The sequence below is a fragment of the Thermogemmatispora sp. genome, assembly GCF_042408735.1.
Taxonomy (GTDB): Bacteria; Chloroflexota; Ktedonobacteria; order Ktedonobacterales; family Ktedonobacteraceae; genus Thermogemmatispora.
The window spans coordinates 75,441-94,494 of the sequence record NZ_JBHOQV010000057.1; the positions used below are offsets into that span (position 1 = coordinate 75,441).

The 19,054-nt window shown below is 61.7% G+C and carries 13 protein-coding genes; 5 read left to right on the forward strand and 8 right to left on the reverse strand.

All coding sequences use genetic code 11. From position 1 onward, the window contains the following. Positions 1 to 108: 108 nt before the first annotated feature. Positions 109 to 774, reverse strand: a complete 666-nt coding sequence (locus tag ACFMO7_RS04500; protein WP_376794327.1) for a LysE family translocator — start codon at positions 772 to 774, stop codon at positions 109 to 111. A gap of 70 nt (positions 775 to 844) precedes the next feature. Beyond that, entirely contained in the window at positions 845 to 1,546 is a 702-nt protein-coding gene (locus tag ACFMO7_RS04505; RefSeq protein WP_376794328.1) for a dienelactone hydrolase family protein, read from the reverse strand. Positions 1,547 to 1,960: 414 nt separating this feature from the next. On the opposite strand from ACFMO7_RS04505, the gene ACFMO7_RS04510 reads away from it, so the two are divergent. Together ACFMO7_RS04510 and ACFMO7_RS04515 are read left to right on the forward strand one after the other, a co-directional pair. Beyond that, positions 1,961 to 3,991, forward strand: coding sequence for a HEAT repeat domain-containing protein (locus ACFMO7_RS04510; protein WP_376794329.1), 2,031 nt, complete (start codon positions 1,961 to 1,963; stop codon positions 3,989 to 3,991). Between the two features lie 257 nt (positions 3,992 to 4,248). Then, positions 4,249 to 5,724, forward strand: a complete 1,476-nt coding sequence (locus ACFMO7_RS04515) for a serine/threonine-protein kinase (protein WP_376794330.1) — start codon at positions 4,249 to 4,251, stop codon at positions 5,722 to 5,724. A 211-nt stretch (positions 5,725 to 5,935) separates the two neighbouring features. Here the strand turns inward: ACFMO7_RS04515 and ACFMO7_RS04520 are convergent, their stop codons facing one another. Beyond that, entirely contained in the window at positions 5,936 to 7,702 is a 1,767-nt protein-coding gene (locus ACFMO7_RS04520; RefSeq protein WP_376794331.1) for a CocE/NonD family hydrolase, read from the reverse strand. A 265-nt stretch (positions 7,703 to 7,967) separates the two neighbouring features. Between ACFMO7_RS04520 and ACFMO7_RS04525 the strand changes: the two genes are divergently transcribed. Beyond that, the gene (locus ACFMO7_RS04525; protein ID WP_376794332.1) at positions 7,968 to 8,753 is read left to right on the forward strand and encodes an IclR family transcriptional regulator; all 786 of its coding nucleotides are present in this window, start codon (positions 7,968 to 7,970) and stop codon (positions 8,751 to 8,753) included. A 551-nt stretch (positions 8,754 to 9,304) separates the two neighbouring features. Next, on the forward strand, positions 9,305 to 10,000 hold the full coding sequence (locus ACFMO7_RS04530; RefSeq protein ID WP_376794333.1) for an FHA domain-containing protein: 696 nt from the start codon (positions 9,305 to 9,307) through the stop codon (positions 9,998 to 10,000). Here the strand turns inward: ACFMO7_RS04530 and ACFMO7_RS04535 are convergent. After that, a complete protein-coding gene (locus ACFMO7_RS04535; RefSeq protein WP_376794334.1) occupies positions 9,948 to 10,790 on the reverse strand; it encodes a hypothetical protein in 843 nt (280 codons plus the stop codon). The genes ACFMO7_RS04530 and ACFMO7_RS04535 overlap by 53 nt on opposite strands. A gap of 796 nt (positions 10,791 to 11,586) precedes the next feature. Between ACFMO7_RS04535 and ACFMO7_RS04540 the strand changes: the two genes are divergently transcribed. Continuing rightward, on the forward strand, positions 11,587 to 11,832 hold the full coding sequence (locus ACFMO7_RS04540) for a hypothetical protein (RefSeq protein ID WP_376794335.1): 246 nt from the start codon (positions 11,587 to 11,589) through the stop codon (positions 11,830 to 11,832). An 83-nt stretch (positions 11,833 to 11,915) separates the two neighbouring features. Here the strand turns inward: ACFMO7_RS04540 and ACFMO7_RS04545 are convergent, their stop codons facing one another. The 4 genes from ACFMO7_RS04545 to ACFMO7_RS04560 all read right to left on the reverse strand — a co-directional run bounded on the left by ACFMO7_RS04545 (position 11,916) and on the right by ACFMO7_RS04560 (position 18,533). After that, positions 11,916 to 12,392, reverse strand: coding sequence for a DinB family protein (locus ACFMO7_RS04545; RefSeq protein WP_376794336.1), 477 nt, complete (start codon positions 12,390 to 12,392; stop codon positions 11,916 to 11,918). 441 nt (positions 12,393 to 12,833) lie between these two features. Continuing rightward, the gene (acnA, locus tag ACFMO7_RS04550) at positions 12,834 to 15,527 is read right to left on the reverse strand and encodes an aconitate hydratase AcnA (RefSeq protein ID WP_376794337.1); all 2,694 of its coding nucleotides are present in this window, start codon (positions 15,525 to 15,527) and stop codon (positions 12,834 to 12,836) included. A 721-nt stretch (positions 15,528 to 16,248) separates the two neighbouring features. Then, positions 16,249 to 17,811, reverse strand: a complete 1,563-nt coding sequence (locus ACFMO7_RS04555; protein ID WP_376794338.1) for a sensor histidine kinase — start codon at positions 17,809 to 17,811, stop codon at positions 16,249 to 16,251. A 5-nt stretch (positions 17,812 to 17,816) separates the two neighbouring features. Further along, entirely contained in the window at positions 17,817 to 18,533 is a 717-nt protein-coding gene (locus tag ACFMO7_RS04560) for a response regulator (RefSeq protein WP_376794342.1), read from the reverse strand. Positions 18,534 to 19,054 lie beyond the last annotated feature (521 nt).

Sequence of the window (19,054 nt, forward strand, 5' to 3'; positions counted from 1 at the left end):
GCTCGCGGCGCATCTCCTACCACTGGGTGCGACTCGGCGGGCGGTCAACCACTGGGTTGCTGCGGTCGCCAGAATCTGCTCTCCTGACTGGCCAGCCCTTGCGCGCTTTTACAGCAGGCTACTCAGGCCCTCAAAGCAGAGCCAGAGGCCCAGGCCTACCAGCAACAAGGCGCTCCCGAGGAGCACCCGGCTATAGACTGGACCTTGCAGCCAGTGGCGGCTGTGGTTAACGGCGAACGCGACAGCGAGCTTCGTCCCGACCAGAAAAGCGTAGAACCCGAGCAGCAGCAGGACAGGGCCGATCGCTCCCAGCTCCTTGTAGTGGCGGATCAACAGCTGGGCCCCGACTGTTCCCCAGAAAATGTAAGGGTGAGGGTTCAGCACATTGGTCAGCACAGCCCGCCAGAGGACTGAGCCGCTGGCGTTGGCGGGAGCTGCGGGAGAGAGAGCCAGGGAAGAGGCGGGAACGCGCGCATAGCGGCGGGCGGTCAGAGCGGTTTCGCCTCCCAGATAGAGCACGAAAAGGCCGCCGGTCACCGCCAGCCAGCCGAGGGCGCTGGCCGGCAACTGGCTGATCAGCAGGACCGCGAGGGCGATGATCGGAAGATCGGTAAACAGCGCAGCAAGCGCCACAAGGTTGCCGGCGCGCCAGCCGCGCTGGAGCGTCTGCGTGATCACCAGGCCAAGCATCGGCCCAGGACTGATACCGGCGGTGAAGCCGTAGGAGATCCCCAGGAAGAGAGCGGTCAACATCAGCGGCTCAAGGACTTTCATCTTACCCGTCGCCCGGCTGCTGGCTGGTTGCCAGAGCGCAGGCCGGTCCGGCGGACAACGATCGGATGGCTCACTGGCCGAGCTTCTCTTTGAGGAAATGCACGGCCAGGGGCCAGGCTTCGGCAGCAGCCTTCTCGTTGCCCATCCCGTGCATCGGATTCAGGAAGGCGTGGCCAGCATCGTAGACCTTGACGGTGATGTCCTTGCCGGCCTCTTTGTAGACCCGCTCGACCTTTTCGACCTGGTCCATTGGGATACTCTCATCGTGGCGGCCATAGATCGCCAGAATGGGAGCGTTGACGTGGGCCACATTCTCGGGTTGAGGGTCGTAGCCGCCGGCGTAGAAGGGCACAGCCGCGGCCAGATCGGCATAGCGCTCGGCCACTGTGTAGGTGAGCAAACCGCCGACACAGAAGCCGATGAGGCCCAGCTTCTTTGGCTCCACGTTTGGCATGGCCTTCAGCGTTTCCAGGGCCCCAATGATCTCTTTAACGGCCCGATCCATCTTTTCACGGATCATTGTCATCATCATCTTGAGAGCATCGTTTGGCTCAGTAGCGATTTTCCCGTGATAGAGGTCGGGCACAGCCACAATAAAGCCCTCGGTGGCCAGCTTCTGGGCCAGGTCCTGAATATGGGGTTCGATCCCCCACCATTCCTGAATCATCACGACGCCGGGATGCTTCAGATCGTCATCCGGCTGGGCCAGGAAAGCGTAGGCGCCGTTGCCATTGACTTTGAGGTCTACCAGCGAGGTACGTATGACTGCCATTGCTCCGACTCCTTAAGGAAGAAAATAGGGCGTTTCTGGCCTGCGCGTGACTCTGCGGTGCGCTCTACATGCAAGGGTTACCCCTATAATTATATACTAGACCGGCCTGGCGCTGGCAGGGCCTGGCGGAGGCTGAACTCCCCAATCTTGACCGTCGAGAGCGAAAGAGCGTACAATAGCCAAGAGCCTGGCCGACCGCTGGCATCGCTGGCAGGAGGCCGCGCCATGCCAATGGTGGTCTAGGTTGCTTGTTCGCCACCGATGTGGGGCGAGGCCGCCATTTTAGGGGGTGTCGGGGAGTCTAGCCGCGACAGGCGAGAGTGAAAGCAGGAAAGTATCCTGGGGTCTCTTCTGCTGGTGTTGGTTGCAGGGGAGCGATCCGCATCAAGATACTGAAAGCATGAGGATAGCGAAATGACAGACGTCTATCGTGATCAGCCAGCAACACCGGCGTCGGGGCAGGAGGCCAACGCGACACCGGTCCCGGACGAAGAGAGGCGCGAGGGAGAGAGGCAACCACAGGATGAGGCGTCGCCAGAACAGGGAGAGGAGAGGCGCGAGGTGGAAGGGGAACCGCAGGGTGGGGCTCCGCCAGTGAGGGAAGAAGAGGTGGCTCGGGTGGCGGAGGATGGCGTTGCTGATGCTTCTTCCCCGGCCGTCGAGGTCACAAATGGAGCAGAAGCCTCAGATCAGGGCGATGTCGTTGAGGGGGAGGCGGCGGCTATGGAGACGGAGGGGAGAAGGCCGTCAGGGTACGCTGCTACCCTGGAGCATATGCTCGCGCGCCAGCCGCAGCCCCCATTGGACCCGGAGTCGCTCCCGGTCAGGGAGCGCCTGAGCCGGCTCCGTACCGATGTCACAACCCTGCTCACCGATTGGCGCTGGGGTGGATTGAGCAAAGAAGAGGTGGCCAGGCGCCTGGTGCCTCTCCTCGATTTCAGTCCCCTGCCGCAATGGGCTTCCCTGGTGGCCTCTCAGCTCTATGAGATTGATCGCGCCGGTAGCCTGATTCCCGTCTGGCGGGTGCTGGCCGAGAGCGCCGACTTCCAGGATCTAGAGCGGCAAACGCCTCAGGGAATGAATCCGGCCGAAACGCCGTCAGGGAAGGCTCGCCGTCTTGCTGTACTGGTGCTTGGCAACTACAAAGACGCTGACCTGACGATCCTGCTCGGACGCCTGGCTTTCGATCCCCATCTCTCGCTCTACGCCGCGCAAGCTCTCCTGCGGCAGAATACTCTCCTGGCGCGTCAGACGCTGATGCGGGCCTTGAAGGAGGCCGAAGGCTGGGCCCGCGTCGACCTGCTCGAAGCCGGCCTGAAATTGAAGCAGCCCAGCTTCTTTGATGTGTTGCTGGCCGCGGGTCTGGAGGGGATTCCTGGCCTCGAAGCCTATGTGGCCCCCTCGCTCTATCGGACCTTGCCTATAGAGACCTACCTTGATCCTCCTCCACAGGCGACGAAGTCGCTCAAACTGATCCAGCACGCGGCTCTGGTCTGCTACTATGTCTGTCTGGAAAGCATGCGCAGCGCCAGCCTTCAGCCTGAGCAGCCTCCCATCCTCTTTGAACGTGAGCTGCGGCCTTTGCTGCAGGCCCTCTTCACCAGTGCGCGCCGTTATGCGAGCTGGCAACAGGTCGTGGCGCTACACCAGCTTGCTCTGCTGTTGGGGCGCTACTGGAGAGGAATCGCCCACGGCCTCATTCGGGAGCCGCAGGTGATCCAGCGCGTTATGGACTGTCTCCCGCTCATGCCTGACGTTGAACGCTGGATGAACGGCCCAGCGCGCGATATCTTGCTAACGGCCCTACAGGGTCAGGACGAGCGGGCCTGGTCGCCGGTGCTTAGGACGCTGCTGGATTTGCGCGAGCTGCGACTGTGTACACCTTTGCTGGCCGCCTTAGAGAAGGTCGGGCGCCTGGAAAGCGTCGAGGAGGCTCAGCGTCTCGCTCTGGCCTGCGAGGCCCTGGCAACCCTTGGCGACGGACGAGCGTTAGGAGCCTTACGTCGTCTCCTCACTGAAGTGGTCGCTCTCCAGAAACGGGTGACCCTTCCTCAGCGTGCCGAGCCTCTGCCGCCCGAAGATGAGCACGTGCCGGGGAGTATTCTCGCCGTAGCCGTGTTGCGATCCCTGGCTCAGTTCGGCGCTCGCGAGAGCCTTGATCTTGTCGTCCAAGCCTCGCATGACTTCGACCCGGTAGTGCGTGAGGCCGCCTTAGAGGCGCTTATGCGCCTGGATGCCCGCGGCGAGCAGTGGGCCAGCCGAATGGCCATGCGCGAAGCCCTGAGCGACCAATCACCGGCGGTGGCCAGGCTGGCTTGCCGTTTAGCTGCTCAGTTCCAGGATCGCGAATCGCTGCCGGCCTTACGCTATTTGCTCCAGTCGCGCCCGGCGGTGCGTGAGGCTGCGGCGGCGGCCCTTGCCCAGCTAGAACAGGCTGTGGCCTAGCCAGCGGGTAGCCCCGGCCCAGGTCTGGCCTTGGCCAGGTTGGCCCGGGCTGCCCACCCCTTGCTGGGTTGATAGGCCAGGACTGCTGCCCTACTTTACCCTTTGGCCTCGCGGTACCGCTTCCTGCCCCCTCTGTATACTATACAATAGGAATAAGAAAACTCTATCTGCCCGTCAGGGAGAATGATTGTTCCTCTCTTGCGGCTGCTTCCTGGCGAGCTTTTTGTCTGTTATCCAGGTAGTGAGGGTCAAACGGAATGAATATGTTGGTGGGGAAGACGCTCGGTGGATATCGACTTTTACGGCTCCTGGAAAGTGGTGGGATGGGGGATATCTATCTGGCCCAGCATGAACGGATCGGGCGCAAGGTTGCTATTAAGGTCATCTGCAGCGATCTCCGCTCCGCCCCTCTCTCTCCTGAAGGCATTCAGGCCGCTCGTCGCTTTATCCGCGAAGCGCGCGCTGTTGCTGAACTGGAACATGAGCATATTTTGCCCCTCTATCATTTTGGTGAAGAGACGCTTGAGCCGGACTCAACGGTGATTACCTATCTGGTTATGCCCTATCTGTCGGAAGGCTCGCTCTGGAAGTGGCTGCAGAGGCGGACGCAGCAGTATGGTTTTAGCTGGCCCATTTCGGCGGAGGAAGCTGGCTACTATCTGCTACAGGCGGCGTCGGCCCTCCAGTGTGCTCACGACCATGGAATTGTCCATCGCGATATCAAGCCGACAAACTTTTTGATCCGCGTAGATCGGGGTCCGCTTAGCCCTACCGTCGATGCTGAGCGAGCGGCCCTGTTGAATCGCATCTTCCCTCATGGTCGGCCTCATCTGCTGCTGGCCGACTTTGGCCTGGCGACTTTTTATCGCCAGGGCCGCTCGTTTCATCGCTCTGTGGGAACGCCGCTCTATATGGCCCCAGAACAGTTTGATGATCCGGCCCAGGCCGATGCGGTCGCCGTCGGTCCAGCCGCCGACCAGTATGCCCTCGCGGTCATGGTCTACCAGCTTGTTACCGGACGGGCGGTTTTTGAAGGGACTGCCAGCCAGCTTCTGCATCATCACCATCATACGCCTCCGACGCCTCCCAGCGTCTATAATCCCTCTCTGCCACGGGAGCTGGACGAGGTCTTTCTGAGGGCATTAGCCAAAAAGCCCGAGCAGCGCTTTCCAACGATCCTGGCGTTTGCTCAGGCCTATGACGCCGTGGTGCAGACGAGATTGCAGGGGTGTGCCCAGCCACCTCAGCAGCGCAGCGAAGTCCGAGCGCTGGCGGTGGCGGCCAACCGTCCAGCCTGCCTGGCCATCCCAGAGCCAGCAGAGGAGCCGCTAGTGACGCCAAGGCGTACGCCCCAGCCAGAGGAGGCGCCGCTCGGGGCGGTGGCCCAATTAAGGCAGGACGAGCAAGAGAGACGTCAGAGGCAGAGACAGACGCCCACACCTGCGGCCTTGAAGCAGGTGGCCCAGGGTCAGGCGTTGGAGGAGAACGCGCCGCTTCCGGCGCTGGAGGTGCTCGGCGAAAGCGAGCGTGGTCTGGAGGCCAAAGCCCGGGCGGGTGAGAGGCCATCGGGGCCAGAGTCGTCCCTGCTTGTGGGTCGTCTCTTCATGCTGACGCTCACGCTCCTGGCCCTGGTAGTTCTTCTGGGTGGCCTCTTGCTTTTTCTGCTGTTGCTAGCCAGTCATCCTGGTCTCTTCTCCCAATTCATGCTGGCCGGTGAGCGCCTGAGCGCCTGAAGGCCAGCCTTGTGAGGGAGGCGGCCTGCTTCTTTCTGGTCCTCGTTCCGACCGAGGAAGCCTGGCCGCTCACCCCCACTTCGCCTTTTGAGATGAAGAGAACCGACGCGGTATGTTCAGGTCAGCCGCGCCGGGGACAGCAAGCGCGCGATCTGATCAGCAACCGCCTGGTGTGCTGGGGCAAGGCCGAGTCGGCTGTCCAGCAGCGTGCCTAGTGCGGTACGATCGGCAGAACAACGTAGGAAGGGTGCTCGCGATTATGGAGAATCGTCTGCTGAGCGGGGATCATCTCGGCGCTGGCCCCCAGTGGCTGGCCAGTATTCGGGTTGCGATCCCAGCGAGGGAAATTGCTGCTGGTGATATCCAGGCGGATGCGGTGGCCGGCTTTAAAGAGATTGCTGGTCGACCAGAGATCGATCACATATTCGTAGGCCTTGCCTGGCTCGATCAGAGAGGGGTCACCGCCCCGAGGAGCGTGGCGATAGCGGGCCCGAATGATGCCATCCGTCAGATTCTGGGCGTAGCCGTCGGGGTGGACATCGACCAGGCGGGCCACGAAGTCGGTATCGGGCGCGCTGGAGGCGGCCCACAGGTGCACGCGGATCGGCCCAGTGACCTCCAGGTCTTCCTGCAGGGGGGCGCTGGTGTAGACCAGCACATCGCTGCGGCTCTCCGTAGGTCGCTGATCGAAGGGGCCGGCAGGATATTCGGGAGCCATCAGCACGGCGCCGCCGCGCGTAATCACCGGATTGGCGGGATCGTAGGTGTACTGATCAGCGCTCTCATCCTCTGGCGGCTCGGTGGAGAGCGTCCCGTCGCCGTTCAGGGTATTGGCGTGGCCCTGGCTATGCAGGTAGTAGCGCGTCTCAACGGCGCGCGCCAGCGGCCACTCCTGCTCATCGCGCCAGATATTGGCGCCCATCACGAAGAGCTTAATCGGGGCCTCTTGAGCGATGCCATTCTCGATGCCCTTGAGCCAGTAGTCGAACCAGCGCAGCTGATAGGTCATGAAATCCTGCTGCAAGTTAATGAAAGCTGCCGTCGAGGCGAAGCCGAAGGTCTGCTCGCCGACCAGCGTGCCCTGCGAAGTATGGGCCCATGGGCCGACCAGCAGCTTGCTCTGGCGGGCCTGGGGAGTGGCGCCGCGCTGGCGCATCGAGGTGAAATGCTCCAGCGTATCCTGCAAGAAAATGTCGTACCAGCCGCCGCCGTTGAAAGCTGGCGCGCTCACGCGCTCGTGCTTGCCGCTGATATTCATGTGTTCGGCGGCGAGGCGCTGCATCGGGAACTCCAGGGCCAGAAAGAACGCGGGGGCGATCTCCTGGGTTTTCAGCGGACGGAACTCCTTGAGCGGCAGCGACCAATACCCCTCCTTGCCCAGGGCATCCATCTCTCTGGCCCAGAGGGCGATAGCGCGGCCCAGGGCCTGGGGATCGTTGCGGTGCCGGCGCATCAGCACGTCCATACCCATTTGCAGCTGCCAGTGGGCCATTGTGCCCAGTTCCAAGGCTCCGCCGCGGAAGACCACCCCGTTAAAGGGATCGCTCCAGGTGAACAAGGGGATCATTGTCTTCAGGGCCGGGGGCTGCTCGACCGCTGCCGACCACTGGGTGAAGCCGAAGTAGGAGGCGCCGTACATCCCGACCTGGCCATCGCTGTAGGGCAGGCGCGCGGCCCACTCAATGGTGTCGAAGCCGTCGCGAGCCTCGTGGGCCATCGGTACCCAGTCGCCGTCGGAAGTAAAGCGGCCCCGTGTATCCTGGACAATGACCACATAGCCGCGTCTGGCGGCCTGAACGGGGTCCAGGATCGAGCTGGCCAGCGGCAGATCTTTACCGTAGGGCAAGCGTGTCAGCAGCACTGGCCACTGTCCTTCTCCGGCTGGTCGATAGATGTTGGCGCGCAGCGTCGTCCCATCACGCATGCGGGCGGGGACATCATAGTCCACGATGACTTGCTGACCCGGTTGCGTTGTCATAGATGCTGAAACTCCTTACTGCAGATGCCTACCTACCTTCGTGGCCCTCTACCCCGGCTCGAGCCGGACCGGACCGGTCCAGGACCGAGTCGGGCCTGGCGAGGCCCAGAAGGGCCTGAGAGATCAAGGTGTATGATACAACGCCTCATGAGGAGAATGCCAGTCTTGACACTCCCTCACCCGTCTGACTATACTGCCACTCATCAATTGTGGGACACTCTATTCCGGCAGGCAAACCAGGCAGGCCGGTATAAGGGGGAGACGTATGCGGCATGGAGCGCCCCTGGATGGCGAAAAGACTGTCCAGATTGTCCACCGGATCGCCAGTGTGCTGCGCGCCTTTCATAGTCGCCGTTTGCTGGGCATCACTGACCTGGCCCAGGCGACGGGCCTGCCCAAGTCGACGACCCATCGTTTGGTGACAGCCCTGGTCAATGAGGGGTTACTGGTTCAGGACGAGGATACGCATAAATACGGTCTCAGCTTGCACGTTACGGCTCTGAGCGCCAGCATCTTGAGTTCTCATGCGGTGCGCAAGGTGGCCCGGCCCATCTTAATGGAGCTGCGTGACCAGACGCGCGAATCGGTCCATCTGGCTGTGCTCGAAGGGATGGAGGTGGTCATTATCGATACGGAAGATTCCTATTTCTTTGTGCGTGTCGTCAATGTACCGGGTCAGCATTTGCCAGCGCACGCGGTCTCAACCGGCAAGGTGTTGCTGGCCTATCAGTGGGAGCACCGCCTCAGCGAGCTAATTAGCCAGCTCAGGCTGGAGCGCTATACGGAGCGCACCATTACCGATCCCCGGCGCTTTATCGAGGAGCTGCGTCAGGTCAGGATGCAGGGCTATGCGGTCTCCTGTGGCGAGTTGGAGGAAGGCGTCGACGCGGTGGCCGCCCCCATTTTTGACCATCTGGGGAGCGCGGTGGCCGCCGTCTCTATCGGGGGGCCTAGCGAGCGCTTCCATCCGCGCCTCTCCGATTTTATCGGCGCTGCAGTCCACGCAGGCCAGCGCATCTCGCAGGCCCTGCGCTACGTCGGCTGGAATTAGCGCCTGAGCGATACGCTGGCTGAAGGGGACAGTCACTTCTCACGACCGCCTCATCTCATAGCCGTTGAGGACATCCAGGAAGGCGATCCGTCGGTAGTCAGCAGGTCAGGTTCGCCAGGAAGGTCGGCGCGGTCTGTGGTATGCTACAATCAATGCGGGAGGGAGGAGGAAAGCGCACTCTGCTCGCCCCAGTACCTGGCCTGCCCTCACTCACCCCCAGCCTGCCCTTGGACGTGGAAGGCGAGCAGGCGATCTCTGTCAAGGGCCGTCAGCCAGAGAGCGGCCAGTAGCTGTCGCTTAAGCGAGCGCCCAAATAGCGGTTAGGCCGAGCCGACGGCGTGAGACCGGTGGGCAGGTGGCTGGATGGGTGGCCTTACCCTGGCTTACCCTGGGGAGGCCCGGCGCGGCACCTCTGCCCGCTTGCCTGTGTGCCTAACGGCAGTACGGCAATAACGGAGCGAGAACGGAGAACTGGATGCTGGTCCATGCGGAATGTGTTTTGGTTGAAGCGTACTCGGGAGCACAGACGCCTCAGCGAGGAGTGCCGCCAGATGTTGCGAGAGTCTTCAGAACAGCCGGGGGTCGCCTATCTGGTGATTCACCGCGAGCCGCTACCGAATAAGCGTGTTGAGCTGTGGAATGAGTGCACAACGATAGGCCGTAGCCGTGACTGTGACATCTTCCTCGAGGATATCAGCGTGCACCGCCGGCAAGCGAGTATCCTTTATACGCCTCAAGGCTACCTGCTGCGCGATGATCATGGGAGCGGCGATAGCTTTGTGAATGGGCGGCCCGTCAAGCAGGTGCTGCTGCATGACGGGGATGAGCTGCGCTTCGGCAATACGCGCCTGACTTTTTATGCTCACGAGGGGACACGCCCGTTCCAGTTGGCTTCTTCTCGGGGAAAAGAGCTGCACTTGACCCGGCAGCCCGATCCGGCGACCAGCGTGATTGCTCGCCTGGAGCTGGGGAGCCTCAGTGGGGCACCGCGCTCCTTCGAGCTGTTGCCCGAGATGACGATTGGCCGCAGTCGCGATTGCGATCTTTTCCTGGAAGATCTGACGGTCAGTCGCCTGCATGCCACCATTCGCCAGTTGCCCGATGGTCGCTACGAGCTGGAAGATCGGCGTTCAGCGACGGGCACGTTTGTCAATGGGCGGCGCGTCTCGCGCTGTATTCTCCAGGAAGGGGATGTCATCCAGATCGGCAATCACCGCATTGTTTTTCGTCTGGAGCCTCCTTCTTGAGCAGGGCCGCGACGGCTCGCAGATGCTCCTCATAGGGATCTCCCTGGGCCGTGGGTGCCTCGTAGGCGTGGGTCGCCTGGATGAAGCGCAGAACCTCCGGGGGCACATCGCCAGCATAGGCCGTCGGGTTCTGACGAACACGGGTCGAGGAGATCTCTCGATAGGCTGGGTCAAAGGGGAGGGCCTGCACCGCGTTGGCGAACGGGCGATTCTCGGGCCGCTCCAGCAGAGCACGTAGCTCCTTCTCGCCATCGCGGCCGCGCGGGGCGACAAGCAGATGCGCCAGGCCAAACAGCTCGCGCAGAGCCGCGTCGCGATCGCTATAGTAGCGCGGATCGAAAATCTGGACGATCTTATCAAAGCCAACCAGGAAGGTGAGATGGCTGACAGCAGGAAAACTGCGTCGCACTGCCCTGGCCTGCTCAACGTAGAGGCCGCGATTGAAGAGCAGTAGACCCACGCTGGCCAGCTCGTGCTGTAGGAGTTGCTGCAGCAGTACCAGGCGATCAAGCAAAGTCGGACGCTCAACGTGCTCTTTATCGATGATCTGCTTGCTCAGGGCTGCATAAACGGAGACCCCTGGACCTCCCTGCTCCTGGGCCTTGCGTAGCAATGCAAGATGGGCCGTGGTCGGAGGATTGAAGGAGGCGGGAAAAACGATGATCTGGCCCCGAGGCTCTGGCGTTGGGGGGACAGCGATGGCTGTCGGCGGTTCACCTGGATCAAGCCGCTGCAGCACGGCCTGTAGAGAACGATACTGCTCCTCCAACTCAACGGGTATCTGCTCCATGTTCTGCTTACTCCTCGTCAACAGCTGCTAGCGCTGCTTATATAAGTGAGGCGACTTCCTGCCAGCAGTGGTCATCGATTTAAGGATAGCACACGCCCGGGAGAACAATGGAAGGGGGGCTTGCAACTGCTCGCAAAAAGCTCAATAAAGATTGATATGCTTGATCATTCTATTATGTAGAATTATCCGATGAAGGTTCCCGTTAGTAGAGCCGCCAAAGAGTTGGGAGCTGCCCGGAGACCCTTCGCCGCTGGGAGGCGGGGGGAAGATTCAGGTGGAGTGGAGGCCTGGAGGTCACCGTCGGTATGACCTGGCCAGCCTTCGCGGATGGCCCCGCAGGGAGCCGGAACTGAAAGAGCGGATTACCCTCGCCTCTGCCTGGGTCTCCAGTCACGGCCAGAAGGGGGATTTGGCACGGCAAGTGGAGTTGCCGGAGACGTTCTGTGCCGCGAACGGGTGGCGGTTTGAGGTGGTTCGTGACGTGAGTTCCGGGTGCGACTCCCGCAAACGGGGCCTGCGGGAACGCGTGCGCCGGCTCTGTTCCGGCGAAGGGGCCGGTTGGGAGTCACCCCAAGGACCGCCTGCTTCGGTTCAGGTCGGAGTGGGTCTTCTCGCTCTGCGAGCATTTCGGCACGGAGGTGGTCAACATGAACGCCTCGGAAGAGGCGACCTTCGCCGTGTTAGGACAGAGGCAGAGCTGCTGCAGGACGTGCGGGAGAGCATCACGCTGTTTTCAGCCCGGCTGGGGGGAGCCGGAGGAACCGGGACCTCCTGAAACGGCTGAAGGAGGCGGCCGATGCAATCTGCCCTGACAATGCGCCTGGCAGTGGACGAGCACACCGCGGCGGCGCTGGACGGCCAGTCGCGGATTGCCAACTGGCTGTACAACCGTCTGCTGGAGGAAGCGAACGAACGGCGCCGGCGGTTCCGGTTCGGACAAAAGATCATGTGGTACACAATCAAATGGACTGAATGGCTTTCGTGTGCATATTCTATGTTGATACTATGCCGTAAAACAAAAAATAAGCAAGGGGCAACCTGACATCGCCTATCGGCGCGGGCTTTTCATCTCCCGCTTAGAAAGGCGGGGACTTTTAAGCCCGTTTTCTGTAAAGTGAGAGCGAACTAGCGAAGGCGATCGCGAAAAGCGGCGATCTGCGCGCTATGCTCCCGCTTGTGACCATAGTACATATAGACGAGCAGATCATCGAGCGAGTAGGGATCGCCGTACCAGGGCAAAGTTCCCGTCTGGCGGCAGGTTTCTGCCGGAATGCGCGTGATCAGCTCCATCGTCCGCTCATGGGCTGACACGTACTCCTGAAGAACCTCGGCAAAACTGGAGGCTTTGCGCAACGCCACCTCCGCTTCATTGAATTGGGGTCCCAACTCGGTAAATCGTCCCAGATAAGGGGTGGGATCGTCTTCGAGGAAGGAGATCAAAACGTCGACCAGGACCAGCTCGTAGGAGGCCAGGTGTGCAAGGATATCTTTGACCGACCAGGTTCCGCAAGCCCCACTCTGCTCACGCGCCGACTCCGGAAAGCCTTCCAACGTTTTCATGACCGTCAAATGGCCGTATTTTAAAACGTCGCTAGCATTCATGGTCTCTTCCCCCTCTGTTCTCCGAACAGATCTAACAGGTGGGCGCTCCGACAGTGAGGCCGCGACTCCTTCCGGCTTCCCCAATCCACAGTTATCCTGCCGGGTAAGGAACGGACGGCGGAAGAGGGCGAGGCCAGAAGTGCAAGCAGCACTGGCATAGAGGGGTCTTCTTGCCTCCGCCCAGAAGCTGCCAGGTCGTCACAACAGCATAACAGAGACTGGATCTATTGTAAACCGCAGAAGTACTGACTGACGGGGTCAGAGTCAAAGATGGAAAGGCAGCCGAAGACCAGGCAATGCCAGTCTCTCTCCGGCTGCTCTGCCGACCAGTGACGACCCTGCTCGCCCTGACCTCCTCACCCGATGGAGGCCCCAGCCGTTCCGGTTGCGGAGACTGGCCCGACCAGGCAAACCTACGGGTGAGGGGCAGGGCCAGTCTGACTACTCCTGGATCAGACGGCGCAGGACCGTTGGCAGAATGCCTCCGTTCTTATAGTAAGTGACATCGACCTTGCTATCCAGGCGGGCGATGGTCTGGAAAGTGAAGGTTGAGCCATCCTCGCGAGTCACGCGGACCGTGACCTCCTGATGCGGTTGCAGGTCCTGCTCGATGCCCAGGATGTCGTAGCGCTCGCGCCCTGTCAGGCCCAACGACTCCTTGTTCTCGCCCGGGCGGAACTGGAGGGGCAGGATGCCCATCCCGACCAGGTTGCTGCGGTGGATCCGCTCGAAGCTTTCGGCGATGACCGCGCGGATACCCAACAGAAGCGGCCCCTTTGCGGCCCAGTCGCGTGACGAACCGGAACCGTATTCCTTGCCGGCGATTACCAGCAAGGGCACCCCCTCCTCCTGGTAGCGCATGGCCGCATCGTAGATGGTCATCTCCTGCCCATCCGGCAGGTGGAGTGTATAGTAACCCTCCTTGCCACCCACCAGGCGATTGCGCAGGCGGATATTGGCGAAGGTCCCGCGCACCATCACCTCGTGATTCCCGCGGCGCGCTCCGTACGTATTAAAATCGCGTCGCTCCACACCGCGCGCCAGCAAGTACTTGCCTGCGGGACTCTCGGGCGAGAAGCTGCCGGCGGGCGAGATATGGTCTGTTGTGATCGAGTCGTCCAACATCACCAGGACCCTGGCGCCCTCGATTGTCTTCAGGGGAGGTGGCTCGAGGGCCATATCCTTGAAGAAGGGCGGCTCCTGGATGTAGGTCGAATTCGGGTCCCAGTTGAAGAGCGGCCCCGTTGCATTGCTCAGCGAGCGCCAATGTTCATCGCCCTCAAAGACCCGGCTATAGTTCTTCTTAAACAGCTCGGGCGAGATTGCGCGGCTCACCACCGCATTGATCTCCTCCTGGCTGGGCCAGATCTCGCGCAGATAGACAGGCTCGCCGTTGGCGTCGTAGCCGATGGGGTCCCTGGTCAGATCGATATCGACGGTACCGGCCAGGGCATAGGCCACCACCAGCGGCGGCGAGGCCAGAAAGCTGGCGCGCACCTGGGGATGGATGCGCCCCTCGAAATTGCGGTTACCCGAAAGGACCGCTGCCACCACCAGATCATTGGCCTGCACAGCCTCGGCCACCGGCTCTGGCAGGGGACCGCTGTTGCCGATGCAGGTAGTGCAGCCGAAGCCCACCAGGTGGAAGCGCAGCGCCTCCAGATAGGGGAGGAGGTCGGCGCTCTCGAGGTAATCGATCACAGCTCGCGAGCCGGGAGCCAGGCTCGTCTTCACCGTGGGCTTGACACTCAGACCCCGTTCCACAGCGTGCTTGGCCAGCAGACCGGCGGCAACCATGACCGAAGGATTAGAGGTATTCGTGCAGCTTGTGATGGCCGCGATAGCCACCGCCCCATCGCTGAGTGTTGTCTGAGTCTCGCCGATATGGACAGCCACGCTGCGTCGATGGCCATTGCTGCCGATGCGGTCCGCGTAGGTCTCGCGGAAGACCTGCCCCACCCGCGCCAGGGGCACGCGGTCCTGGGGGCGACGTGGGCCGGCCAGGCTCGGCTCGATCGTGGCCAGGTCCAGCTCCAAAAGATCGTCGAACAGCGGCTCAGGAGCCTCCTCGCTGCGGAACAAGCCCTGAGCACGAGTATAGTCCTCGACCAGCTCGACCAGCTCGGGATCGCGCCCCGTACTGCGGAGGTAGCGCAGCGTCTCCTCGTCGACGGGGAAGAGCGTTGCCGTAGCCCCGAACTCGGGCGACATATTGGCAATAGTGGCGCGGTCGGCCAGGGAGAGGTAGCGCAGACCAGGCCCGGTGAACTCCACGAACTTGCCCACCACGCCGCGCTTGCGCAGCAGCTGTGTCACCGTCAGCACCAGATCCGTGGCCGTAGACCCTTCGGGCAAAGCGCCGAAGATGCGGACACCGATCACCTCGGGTGTCAGCAAGTAGAGCGGCTGGCCCAGCAGCACGGCCTCGGCCTCAATTCCGCCGACGCCCCAGCCGAGGACCCCCAGGCCGTTGACCATCGTCGTATGCGAATCCGTTCCCACCAGGGTATCGGGAAAAGCGAAACGTTGCCCCTCGACCTCCCTCGTCATCACAACCGAAGCCAGGTACTCCAGGTTGACCTGATGCACGATGCCTGTCCCCGGAGGCACCACGCGGAAATTGCGGAAAGCCTGCTGGGCCCAGCGCAGGAGCGCGTAGCGTTCGCTATTGCGCTCGTACTCGCGCTCAACATTGCGCTGGAAAGCCAGGGTCGAGCCGAAGACATCGACCTGCACGGAGTGGTCAATAACCAGATCAGCCGGAACCAGCGGATTAATCTTCTGAGGATCGCCGCCCATGCGGGCAACGGCGGAGCGCATCGCGGCCAGATCGGCGACCGCGGGGACGCCGGTGAAATCCTGCAGCAGCACCCGCGCCGGCATAAAGGGGAACTCCTCGTCGCTGTTCGCAGCCTTGCCGGGCTGCCAGCGTGCCAGAGCCAGCACCGTTTCCTTAGTGATCAGCTCGCCGTCGCAGTGGCGAAGCAGATTTTCCAGCAAGATTTTCACCGTGAAAGGGAGGCGCTCCAGTTGCACACCATGTCTGGCCAGCGCCTCGAGACGGTAGTATGTAACAGCGCCATAGCTGCCGCTCAGCTCTGAGCGGGCTTCGAAGGCGTCGCTGTAAGTAGCCATGCTCTTCTGTCCTCTATCCTCTCATATTTCATTGTCCTCGTTCGGTACCCTCGTTCCAGTATCCCCGTTCCGGTATCCTCAAGCAGATTGATGCCCCGGAACTCCCCTACGCCATTCGAGTTTCCTGTCCGCCCGCACAGCGATAGTGACGGCTACAACAGTATTCAGCCTCATTAATTATAATGGATGAGCAAGAGCCACGGCAAGCGTGCGGGAACTCCCAACCTGTATCGTACCATCTCAGAGCAGCCGCGAGCCGTAGGGAGGGGTGTGAGGGTTAAGAGGACTGGGGAGGGGGAGCTAGAGGTCACGAGCCGGGCGAGGAGAGGCAAGGCGAGGAGGAAAAGGCGGGGGTCCGGGAGAGCCAATGTGTCCGATAGAAGCTTACACAACGAAGAGTGAACACCGCACGGAGAGACAAAGATGCTACTCGTTTCAAAACCCGCAACGGGCACAAAGACCGTTCCGAGCATCGGCGATGAGTCGTCGATAATCTTGGCCCCCGTAGCCAGGTCCCGGTCCCTGGCTAGAGCTTACCGTCGACCCACCGAACCGAGGTAAGCTTCCATGAACACTGGCTGCTTCCCGGACCCCACCCAGTTATTACTATGCGTCATTGGCTGGCAAAAAGCATCAGCAGATGTACCTAATCGCCTTCAGGAAGAAGAGCGAGGGCCTTTTCTGAGCCAGAGAGGCAGAAGTGGGAGGGAAGAAAGAGCGGCTAGCCCTGATCGTGGTCTGGCGGTGTGGTCTGCAGGGGCAGAGACAGGCGGACGGTGCAGCCCTGGCCTGGGGCTGACTCGATCGAGAGGGTTGCCCCGATCAGGGCCGCGCGCTCGCGCATGCCCAGCAAGCCCAGGCCGCCCTGAGAGCCATGCTCGCGTCCCGTGCCCACTCGCTCCGGAGAGAAACCCCGGCCATTGTCGCTCACGGTCACCGTCAGGCAGTCTGGCAAGTAAGCCACATGCAGCCAGGCCTGACTGGCCTGGGAATGGCGCCAGACATTCGACAGTGCCTCCTGGACGATGCGGAAAACGGCGATCTCCGCCTCTGAAGAAGTGGGGCGAGGCTCGCCCGAGCAACTGAAGGTACAGGGAACGCCGCGCTCGGCGGAGCTATCGCTGAGCCACTCCAGGGCCGCATGCAGGCCCAGGTCATCCAACACCGACGGGCGCAAATCGCGGCAGGCGCGGCGCACGCCCTCCAGCGTGCGATCGGCCAGATTCTGAAGGCTGGCGTGCCACTCCAGGTCCTTCTCCGGGAGCTGGAGCTGACGCATCGCGCGGCCCAGGCCATCCAGGCCCAGGGAGAGGGCGATCAGGGCCTGAGCCGTATCGTCATGCAACTCGCGGGCCAGGCGACGGCGCTCCTCCTCCTGCACGCGAGTAATCAGGGAGGCATAGTCGCGCAGCTCATCCTGGCGCCGACGGGCACTGCGCAGATCTTCGAGGGCACGCTGCAGCTCATTTGTTTGAATGCTTAGACGAGTACTGGTAAGAGCCAGGTAATAAATCGCGAAAAGCGGCACCAGGAAGAAGAGCCAGGCCAGCTCGGCGGCGGCGTCGTCGAAAATATCGACCACGGGTAGCAGCGGGCCTACGCTCAGCACCAGGGCCTGGAAGCGCAGAAAAGGAGAAGTCAGGTAGGAGCGCCAGGCGGCCCTGGTGGGGCGTCCAGACCAGCGGAGTATCACCGGCAGCGCGATCAAGGCCATCAAGATCATCATCACCACGGCGGCCAGCACGCTGCCGAGCAGCTCGTTGGTTTCGGCCAGACGGCCGTTGTGCTGGATAGGCAGATGGCTATTGCCCGCTATCCAGACATAGACCGAGCCAGCCACAAAGACGAGTAGAGCTGTACTGGCCAGGCGATAGCAGGCCTCGCTCCAGGAGATGAAGCCGCGTGCCAGCGTATAGCCCTGCAGCACGGCCTGGGTAATCAGGGCCGTCAGCACAGCGGCGGGGACACTGATGAGGACGCTGGCGGCCAGGTAAAAGGGGGCGGTGATATCGAAGAGAAAGAGGGGGCGCCAGGTATCCAGGACCTGCTGTCGGGTATTCTGAGGATTGGCCAGCTCCGAGCGCAGCAGGCGCAAGAGGGAGAAGCGACCCAGCAGGGCTAGCAGCGAAGTCAGGGCGACCAGGCTATAGATCGCGCGCGGGCCGTAGAAATTGGGAGCTGGTCGATAGGTGTGGACGGACCAGAGCAGCAGGGGCAAAGCAATGGCCAAGGAGAGCACAATCACCAGCAACCGGAGCGGTGCGAACTGTGCCTGCTTGAGCATGGTTCTCATTGCGTATCGTAGGTATCCTGGAGTGAGATCATTCCCTGGCGGAGCGCCTGGAGGACGGCCTCGGTGCGGGAACCGACCTGCATTTTTTGGAAGATGTTGGCCAGATGGCTATGGACGGTGCGAATGCTCAGGCCCAGGCGACGGGCGATCTCCTTATTAGGCAAGCCACGGGCTGCCAGGCGCAGCACGTCGAACTCGCGCTCGCTCAGCAGGTCCGACGAGCGCTGAGCTGGGTGGCCGCGATTGGTCAGACGGCGCATCATCTTCTCGGTCAGCGATGGCTGCAGCACCGACTCGCCGCGGGCCACCGCGCGGATGGCGTTCACCAACTCCTGACCGTGGACATTTTTCAAGAGGAAGCCGGCGGCGCCTGCCTCCAGCAGGGCGAGCAAGTACTGCTCATCGTCATAGGCCGAGAGGACCAGGACAGCTGTTTTGGGGCAATGGGCCTTAATCTGGCGGGTGGCCTCGATCCCCCCCATGCCGGGCATAGCAATATCCATAATGGCGATATCGGGGTTCAGGCGCTGGGCGGCCTCCACCGCCTCCTCGCCGCTGGCCGCCTCGGCGACCACCGCGACATCGCTCTCAGCTTCGAGCAAGCGTCGGGTCCCTTCGCGTACCAGGGCGTGGTCATCGGCCAGCAGCACGCGGATCACCCGTGGCTCCTCATGCTCGCCGTTGACTGCGCCGGACGCGACCTGCGTTGTCATTGTGCTATCGTCCTGCTCGCGTAGCTCGCTGAACACTGTCAAAACCCTCCTGCGGAGCAACTTCCTCGCAGCCAGCACCAGCCACTGTGAGACCGTTACAGCGTTTTGCTCTTACTATAGAGGATCTCCACAGAGGGGGGCCACAGCAAATCTGCTGAGATCCTTTTCATTATGACACGGCCTGGAACGAAAGGCAAGTCTCCCCCAGCAGGGGGAGGGGAGGAGAGGACGGCGGGGACAGGCGAAAATGGCCGCTGAGCAGCGCCCAGGCCGCACTTTGTGGTATCATGAGAAAAGCATGCTGGAACGTTCTCTTGACAGAGCAGGACCCTTTCATTAGAGTAGGTCCCAGGTCCCTATATGCTTGCATGCTGCTTTTTCACCGTTTCTGCGATGTCTACGTGTTTGTATGTATGAGGGAACGTTGTTAAAACGATGTGCTGAGCAGGGAGGAGGCCCATGGGGGGCTGTTTGGACGCCGAAGGATGTGGTTATCAGAATCCCGATAAAGTGCGTTTTTG

Coding starts and splice junctions, on each gene's coding strand:
- ACFMO7_RS04500 (WP_376794327.1), bottom strand. CDS start 774: ATGAAAGTCCTTGAGCCGCTGATGTTGACCGCTCTCTTCCTGGGGATC.
- ACFMO7_RS04505 (WP_376794328.1), bottom strand. CDS start 1,546: ATGGCAGTCATACGTACCTCGCTGGTAGACCTCAAAGTCAATGGCAAC.
- ACFMO7_RS04510 (WP_376794329.1), top strand. CDS start 1,961: ATGACAGACGTCTATCGTGATCAGCCAGCAACACCGGCGTCGGGGCAG.
- ACFMO7_RS04515 (WP_376794330.1), top strand. CDS start 4,249: ATGAATATGTTGGTGGGGAAGACGCTCGGTGGATATCGACTTTTACGG.
- ACFMO7_RS04520 (WP_376794331.1), bottom strand. CDS start 7,702: ATGACAACGCAACCGGGTCAGCAAGTCATCGTGGACTATGATGTCCCC.
- ACFMO7_RS04525 (WP_376794332.1), top strand. CDS start 7,968: ATGCGGCATGGAGCGCCCCTGGATGGCGAAAAGACTGTCCAGATTGTC.
- ACFMO7_RS04530 (WP_376794333.1), top strand. CDS start 9,305: ATGTTGCGAGAGTCTTCAGAACAGCCGGGGGTCGCCTATCTGGTGATT.
- ACFMO7_RS04535 (WP_376794334.1), bottom strand. CDS start 10,790: ATGGAGCAGATACCCGTTGAGTTGGAGGAGCAGTATCGTTCTCTACAG.
- ACFMO7_RS04540 (WP_376794335.1), top strand. CDS start 11,587: ATGCAATCTGCCCTGACAATGCGCCTGGCAGTGGACGAGCACACCGCG.
- ACFMO7_RS04545 (WP_376794336.1), bottom strand. CDS start 12,392: ATGAATGCTAGCGACGTTTTAAAATACGGCCATTTGACGGTCATGAAA.
- acnA (WP_376794337.1), bottom strand. CDS start 15,527: ATGGCTACTTACAGCGACGCCTTCGAAGCCCGCTCAGAGCTGAGCGGC.
- ACFMO7_RS04555 (WP_376794338.1), bottom strand. CDS start 17,811: ATGCTCAAGCAGGCACAGTTCGCACCGCTCCGGTTGCTGGTGATTGTG.
- ACFMO7_RS04560 (WP_376794342.1), bottom strand. CDS start 18,533: ATGACAACGCAGGTCGCGTCCGGCGCAGTCAACGGCGAGCATGAGGAG.